The sequence below is a fragment of the Candidatus Defluviilinea gracilis genome, from assembly GCF_057138825.1.
Map to the genome: position 1 here is coordinate 1 of NZ_DBNHEF010000029.1, position 7,019 is coordinate 7,019.

Below are 7,019 nucleotides of genomic sequence, written 5' to 3' on the forward strand. Positions count from 1 at the left end.
TTCAACTTTGCCTGTGCTATACTCCATTTTAGATCCTCCTCGGTCTTTTTGCTTGTCTCTACTCGCAATTGTACCGAGAAGGATCTACTTTTTGCTCTTTGTCAACCTACTTTGGTAAAGCCATAATAATCCGCGCCATGCGATACGAAAAGTTGGGCAATACTTTCCTCTGCATCGGTATGCGCGGATTTGAGACGACCCCGCCTCCTCGAATCGCGCCTGTTGCCTGAACGGATTTCCTTCGTTTGATTACGCCGTGGCGCCAAGCGTCACGGCGTTTTTGTTTAATCCAAGCCCGGTGGTTGAGTAGCCCGAAGCGAAAGCGGAGGGCGTACCGAAACCACAGGTTCGTATACAAACTTTTGTAATAAGAAATATTTTACGGCGTGGTGGTCTCGATACGGGCTTCGCCCACTCGACCACCGAAGTAAACAAGTATTATTGGAGCACACATGATCTCGATCACAATTTCAAATACCACCCTCATCCTCGGCTCTCACGCCATCTTCCGCGACTTGGGTTGGGAGATTCAACACGACCAGAAGATCGGGTTGATCGGACCGAACGGCGCGGGGAAGTCATCACTATTGAAAATGATCGTCGGCGAGCACGCGCCCGAAAAAGGCGGGACGGTCATTCGCGCGAAAGGCGTGACCGTTGGCTACCTGCCTCAGCATCCCGAATTCGAACCGAATCGAACGGCGATCTCGCTCGCGCTGGAGGGAAATCCGCGCGTGGCGGAGGTGGAAGCGGAGTTGCAGCGAGTCGAATCGAAATTGGGCGAGCCAGAAGTGTATGGCGACTCGAAAAAATTGGCGCGTGTGTTGGATGAACAACACAAACTGCTGGAAGAGTTCGAGTCGCTTGGCGGCGCGAATTACGAATCTCGCGTCCGCGAAATGTTGCGCGGACTTGGTTTGCCCGAATCGGATTTCGAGAAGCCCGTCCATGTGTTGAGCGGTGGACAGAAAAAGTTGATCGGGCTGGCGCGGCTATTGCTGGCGAAACCGTCTGTATTGTTCCTCGATGAGCCTGACAATCACCTCGACATGCCGGGCAAAACGTTTCTCGAAAAACTAATCAATGCCTATGACGGCGCGGTAGTCATCATTTCACATGACCGCTATATCCTCGACGCGGTGGCGAGTCACATCGCCGAGATCGAAGACGGAAAGATCACAACCTTTGCAGGAAACTACACCGAATACATCATAGACAAAGAAGAACGGCTTGCGCGGCAGGAGGAGTTGTTTCGAGTCCAGCAACGCGAGATCGGGCGGTTGGAAATTGCCATCAAACGCTTTGCGATGTGGGCAAAAGTCTACGACAACGAAAAGATGGCAATCAAAGCGCGATCCATGCAGAAGCGGCTCGACAAGATGGACAAGATCGAAAAGCCCGTGACCGAACGCCGCAAAATGGATCTGGAACTCAATGGTTGGCGCGGGTCGAATCAGGTGTTGGAGTTTGTGGGGGTAAGTAAACATTTTCCACACCTTGCGACTCTACCCTCACCCCTGCCCTCTCCCACAGGGAGAGGGAGTCGCGTGATTGATAACATCAACTTCCTCATTCGGCATGGCGAGCGCGTGGGGCTGATCGGCGCGAACGGCGCGGGGAAGTCTGTGTTACTGCGATTGATCCTCGGAAAAGAGAATCCCACAAGCGGCGAGATCAAGATCGGGCCCAGCGTGAAGGTCGGATATTACGCGCAGGAACACGAGACGCTGGACTTCGATCAATCCGTACTGGACGCGGTGCGACTCGGCGGCAACATGAGCGAGGGACGCGCCGTTTCTTTCCTGACCCGCTACCTGTTCACCTATCGTCAAGCGACTCAAAAGGTCGGCTCGCTCTCGGGCGGCGAGCGGAGTCGGCTTCAGCTGGCGTTACTCGTCCTATCGGGAGCCAACTTCCTGTTGCTGGATGAACCGACGAACAATCTCGATATCGCCTCCGCTGAAGTGTTGGAGAACGCGCTCAACGATTTCAACGGGACCGTCCTCGTCATTTCGCATGACCGTTATTTTCTGGATCGAACCGTCAACCGCATCTTCGAGTTGAAAGATTCACGCATCGCTGAATATACCGGTGGTTACAGCGACTACACGGAAGCCATCGAAAGAAAAAAGGAAAAGACGCTATGACGATGCTGGAAACCGAAAGATTGATCCTGAGAGAGTTTGCTGTGACAGATGCCGAATTCATCCTCAAACTGCTGAACGAACCGTCATTCATCCAGAACATCGGGGATCGCGGCGTTCGAAGTGTTGCCGACGCGGAAGGATATCTGGAACGCGGACCAATCGCAAGTTACGCCACAAACGGATTCGGTTTGCTGGCGGTCGTTTTGAAAGAGACCGGCGAAAGAATGGGCATGTGTGGGTTGATTAAACGCGAGGCGCTGGAGGATGTGGACATCGGGTACGCGTTCCTGCCGCAATTCTGGTCGCGCGGCTTTGCCGTGGATGCGGCGCAACGAGTGGTGGAGTTTGCCCAAGAGACGCTCGGGCTGACACGCATTGTCGCCATTGTAGACCCGAAGAACTCAGGCTCGATCCGCGTGCTCGAGCGAATCGGCTTTGCGCATGAAAAAATGATCAGGCTGTCTGCGGACGATATCGAATTAAAATTGTATGCTCGCCAATTGAGGCAAGAGTAAAGGAACTACCTACCTGACAGTTTAAAAAATGGGACGCAGAAAAACGCTGATAAACGCGGATTTTTCAAAAACGGGCGAAAAAAGTTTTTATCAGCGTTTTCAGCGCGCTTCGCGGTCAGCGTCCAAAAAAGGAAAGTATCGGGTAGTTATTAAAGGAATTGGCAAAACCAATAATCGCTATGACAAAATCGAATTTGCTCCCGTACTTCGAAGCGACCTTCGCCGCGGTGGTTTGGGGCGCGTCGTTCATTGCCACCAAAGTCGCGCTGAAGGATGTCTCGCCGATCACCATTGTGTGGCTCCGCTTTGGGATGGGTCTGCTCGTTCTTGGCGCGGCGGTTGCCCTGCGAAAAGAATTTTCCCTGCCGAAGAAAAACGAGTGGGGGTATTTCGCGCTACTCGGCTTTTTGGGCATCACGTTTCATCAATGGCTTCAATCGAACGGCTTGCAAACTTCCGAGGCTGGCACCACCGCGTGGATCGTGGCGACGACTCCGGTCTTCATGGCGATTCTCGGTTGGCTGATCCTCAAAGAGGGATTATCGCTCGTCAAGATTTTCGGCATTGCGTTGGCATTCTTCGGCGTTCTGCTTGTCGTTTCGGATGGAAACCTCGCTTCGATCTCGATTGGGAAATTTGGCGCGCCGGGCGACATCCTCATCCTCGTCAGCGCGGTCAACTGGGCGGTCGTGTCGGTCCTCTCGCGGCGCGGACTGAAAACCACCTCGGCAAGTCTGTTCGTTTTCTATATGATGCTGTTCGGCTGGCTGTTCGCCTCCGCGCTATTTGTTGGGAATGGATTGATTGTAGAAGTCCCTGAGTTGACTTTCAACGGCTGGCTCGGAATTACTTTTCTCGGAATCTTTTGTTCGGGGCTGGCGTACATCGCATGGTACGACGCCTTGCAAGCATTAACCACTGCAAGCACCGGTGTATTTTTGTATATCGAACCGTTGATCGCGATGGTCGTCGCGTTCTTCATTCTCAATGAAGCGATCACGCTTGCATCGTTGGTCGGCGGTGGAATTATTTTGTTTGGCGTGTGGTTGGTAAACCGTTGAGGTGACGGTCACTTCGCAAGTGACCGTCACCTTACTGCCGATAGCCTCCCGCGCCACGCGTGAAGGGTGGACAAACTCGAAGAGCAGAATCAGGCTCACCCGTTGGGGCGAAGCGGGTATTTATCCACGTGAAAATCGGGAAGAACTTCCTTCCAACAATAAAAAATGCGGGTGTATAATCCGGTCACTATATTCCCACGAAACGGAGGAAAGACCCATGGCAAGCGTAACGTTCGATCACGTGTTCAAAAAGTATGGTGATGTAACCGCTGTGAATGACCTGAATATTCACATCGAAGACAAGGAATTCCTTGTGTTGGTAGGTCCCTCGGGATGCGGCAAGACCACCGCCCTGCGCTCGTTGGCTGGCTTGGAGGAAATTTCCAGCGGCGAGATCCGCATTGGCGACCGCGTGGTGAACGATGTGGCGCCGAAAGACCGCGATATTGCCATGGTCTTTCAGTCCTATGCGTTGTACCCGCATCTCTCGGTGTACGATAACATGGCGTTCGGTTTGAAACTGCGCAAAACGCCGAAAGAGGAGATCAAGCGCCGCGTGAGCGAAGCGGCTGAGATTTTAGGCATCACGGATTATCTCGACCGGAAGCCGCGTCAGCTTTCAGGCGGACAGCGCCAGCGCGTGGCGGTGGGGCGCGCCATCGTGCGCGAACCGAAAGTTTTTCTGTTCGATGAGCCGCTCTCGAACCTCGACGCGAAATTGCGCGTGCAGATGCGCTCTGAGATCAGCAAACTGCACCAGCGGTTGCAGACCACCTTCATTTATGTGACTCACGATCAAACCGAAGCCATGACGATGGCGACGCGTATTGCAGTGATCAACAAAGGCGTGTTGCAACAACTCGACACGCCGCAGAATCTGTACGACCGCCCGAACAACTTGTTCGTGGCTGGCTTCATCGGCTCGCCTGCCATGAACTTCTTCCGCGGCAAGTTGCGCAAAGATGGAGATACATTACTGGTGGATACCGGCGATTTCTCTGTGGCGATTCCCTCCTCCAAGGCAAAGGCATTCGAAAACCACGCGGGCAAAGAGGTGGTCTTTGGCATCCGCCCTGAGAACATTCACGACGCCGACTTCGTCCCCGCGAATATCGACTCGGAAAAGGTCAATGTAAAAGTGGACGTAACCGAGTTAATGGGTAACGAGATCTTCCTTTACCTGATGAGCGGACAGAACACGTTCGTCGCGCGCGTCGATCCACGCTCGAAATTGCGCGTGGGTCAACAGGCGCAAGTCGCGTTCGACATGGATAACTTCCACATTTTCGATGCGGCAAGCGAGCAGGCAATACGATAAATTCTCACGCAAGATTTTCAGATCACGATTAGCGCGGCGACACCGCGCTAATCTGCTTTTCGAGGTTGAATGACCACACCAGAATGGGTGCAAGACGCGATCTTTTATCAGATTTTTCCCGACCGATTCGCGCGCGGCAGGCGCATGCCCGACATCGGATTTGAAGAGTGGGATTCCGCTCCCACCCCGCACGGCTTCAAAGGCGGCGACCTCTACGGCGTTGCGGAACGACTCGATTATCTCGTGGACTTGGGAATCAACGCGCTCTACCTCAACCCGATATTTTCATCCGCGTCGAATCATCGCTACCATACATTCGACTACTACAACGTGGATCCGCTCCTCGGCGGCAATGACGCCCTGCGCGTTCTGCTGGATGCGGCGCACAAGAAGAACATCCGCGTCATTCTCGACGGGGTGTTTAATCACGCCTCGCGCGGCTTTTGGCAATTTCATCATGTGCTCGAGAACGGAGCAGGCTCGCCCTACAAGGATTGGTTCTTCTTCGATGAAGAACGCCTGCAAGGGAAAAAACATTGGGGCGCGTACCCAAGCCCGCATGAGCAGAAACTTTTGCATCATGAAGACAGTCTCACCGCCATCGGTTACCGCGCGTGGTGGAACTTGCCCGCGCTTCCAAAGCTCAACACGAACAATCCCGATGTGCGTGAGTTTCTTTTTGATGTTGCCGAACATTGGATTCGATTCGGCGCGGACGGCTGGCGGCTGGATGTGCCAGCCGAAATTGACGACGATTCGTTCTGGCAGGAATTCCGCCGCCGCGTGCGGAGCGCAAACCCCGAGGCGTACATCGTCGGCGAGATTTGGCACGAGTCGCAACGTTGGCTACAGGGCGATCAGTTCGACGCGGTGATGAATTACGTCGCAACGAACGCGTGTGCGGCATTTTTCCCCGCCAAGCATCTCGATTTGCGCGTGGCGCACCAGCAGTCGAATTTTAAAAACATTCAGGGCGCCATTGACGCACACGAGTTCGCAGACCGAATTGACCACATGATGGGCTTGTATAAACCCGAGATTACGCGCTCGCAACTGAACCTGCTCGACAGTCACGACATGCCGCGCTTTTTATCGTTTGCAAGCGGCGACAAAGACTCGCTCAAACTCGCGTGGCTGTTCATGATGACCATCACCGGCGCGCCGTGCATCTACTACGGCGACGAGATCGGCCTGGACGGCGAGCACGATCCCTTTTGCCGAAAGTCATTCTCATGGGATGAACACAAATGGGACAAGGACTTGTTGGGCTACTTTAAGGAGATCATCGCGCTGCGGACGAAGAATCCCGCCTTCAGGCGCGGCGACATGAAGCGGCTCTGGTCGGCGAACGGCGTGTATGCTTACTCGCGTTCGTTCGAGGGGAAAACTTTCATCGTGGCGTTAAATGTATCCGAATCGCCTCAGCAAATTCACGTCACGCATGAAACGCATCCTTCCACAAAGAAGAATCTTCATGCAGTGCATGGAATCGCCCACGACATTATTATTGAAGAACGGCTGAAATTCACCATCCCTGCCAGAAGCGGCGTGGTGTTGAAGTGAATCAAAGATCGCATGCGCCGTGATGGAGGTTCTTCGCCCCTCTCACATCATCCTCGGTGTTCTTCAAGAGAGATACACTGCGTCAGGCGAGTTGTAAAGCCTGATAGTTTTTGGCAGTTTTGAAGGCGATCTTGGACGTTCGGCTCCAGCGCACTGCGCGAAAACCATCATAACCATCATCACTTACAAGGGTTTGATTATGCAGGAAAAGGAAACTGCTATGTCGAACAATGAAGCGCAGGAAGTCTTGGACAAGATTCTAGGGGATCTCAACAGCGACGATACAACAAAACAGTTAGACGCCATGCATATGTTGGAGCACGTGAATTACTCCAGCCCTGCCATTGTGAAGCGGCTGGAAGAATTGGCAGTTAAGGCTCAAGGCGCAGTTCAAAAATACGCATTGATCGCGCTC

At 53.4% G+C, this 7,019-nt stretch carries 6 protein-coding genes; all 6 read left to right on the forward strand.

Annotated features, from left to right (window positions below; translation table 11 throughout):
- Positions 1-452 precede the first annotated feature (452 nt).
- On the forward strand, positions 453-2,147 hold the full coding sequence (abc-f, locus tag AC16KF_RS03960; protein ID WP_484035998.1) for a ribosomal protection-like ABC-F family protein: 1,695 nt from the start codon (positions 453-455) through the stop codon (positions 2,145-2,147).
- Positions 2,144-2,662, forward strand: a complete 519-nt coding sequence (locus AC16KF_RS03965; protein ID WP_484035999.1) for a GNAT family N-acetyltransferase — start codon at positions 2,144-2,146, stop codon at positions 2,660-2,662. Before abc-f ends, AC16KF_RS03965 begins: the two co-directional genes overlap by 4 nt.
- 179 nt (positions 2,663-2,841) lie before the next feature.
- Positions 2,842-3,723 (forward strand): DMT family transporter, encoded by an 882-nt coding sequence (locus AC16KF_RS03970; protein WP_484036000.1) that lies wholly within the window; start codon positions 2,842-2,844, stop codon positions 3,721-3,723.
- Positions 3,724-3,940: 217 nt separating this feature from the next.
- Positions 3,941-5,041 carry an ABC transporter ATP-binding protein gene (locus tag AC16KF_RS03975; RefSeq protein WP_484036001.1) on the forward strand — a complete coding sequence of 367 codons (1,101 nt, stop codon included), beginning with the start codon at positions 3,941-3,943 and terminating at the stop codon, positions 5,039-5,041.
- Positions 5,042-5,110: 69 nt separating this feature from the next.
- The gene (locus AC16KF_RS03980; protein ID WP_484036002.1) at positions 5,111-6,604 is read left to right on the forward strand and encodes a glycoside hydrolase family 13 protein; all 1,494 of its coding nucleotides are present in this window, start codon (positions 5,111-5,113) and stop codon (positions 6,602-6,604) included.
- 220 nt (positions 6,605-6,824) lie between these two features.
- Positions 6,825-7,019: hypothetical protein (locus tag AC16KF_RS03985; RefSeq protein ID WP_484036003.1), on the forward strand; the 195-nt coding region annotated here is incomplete at its 3' end.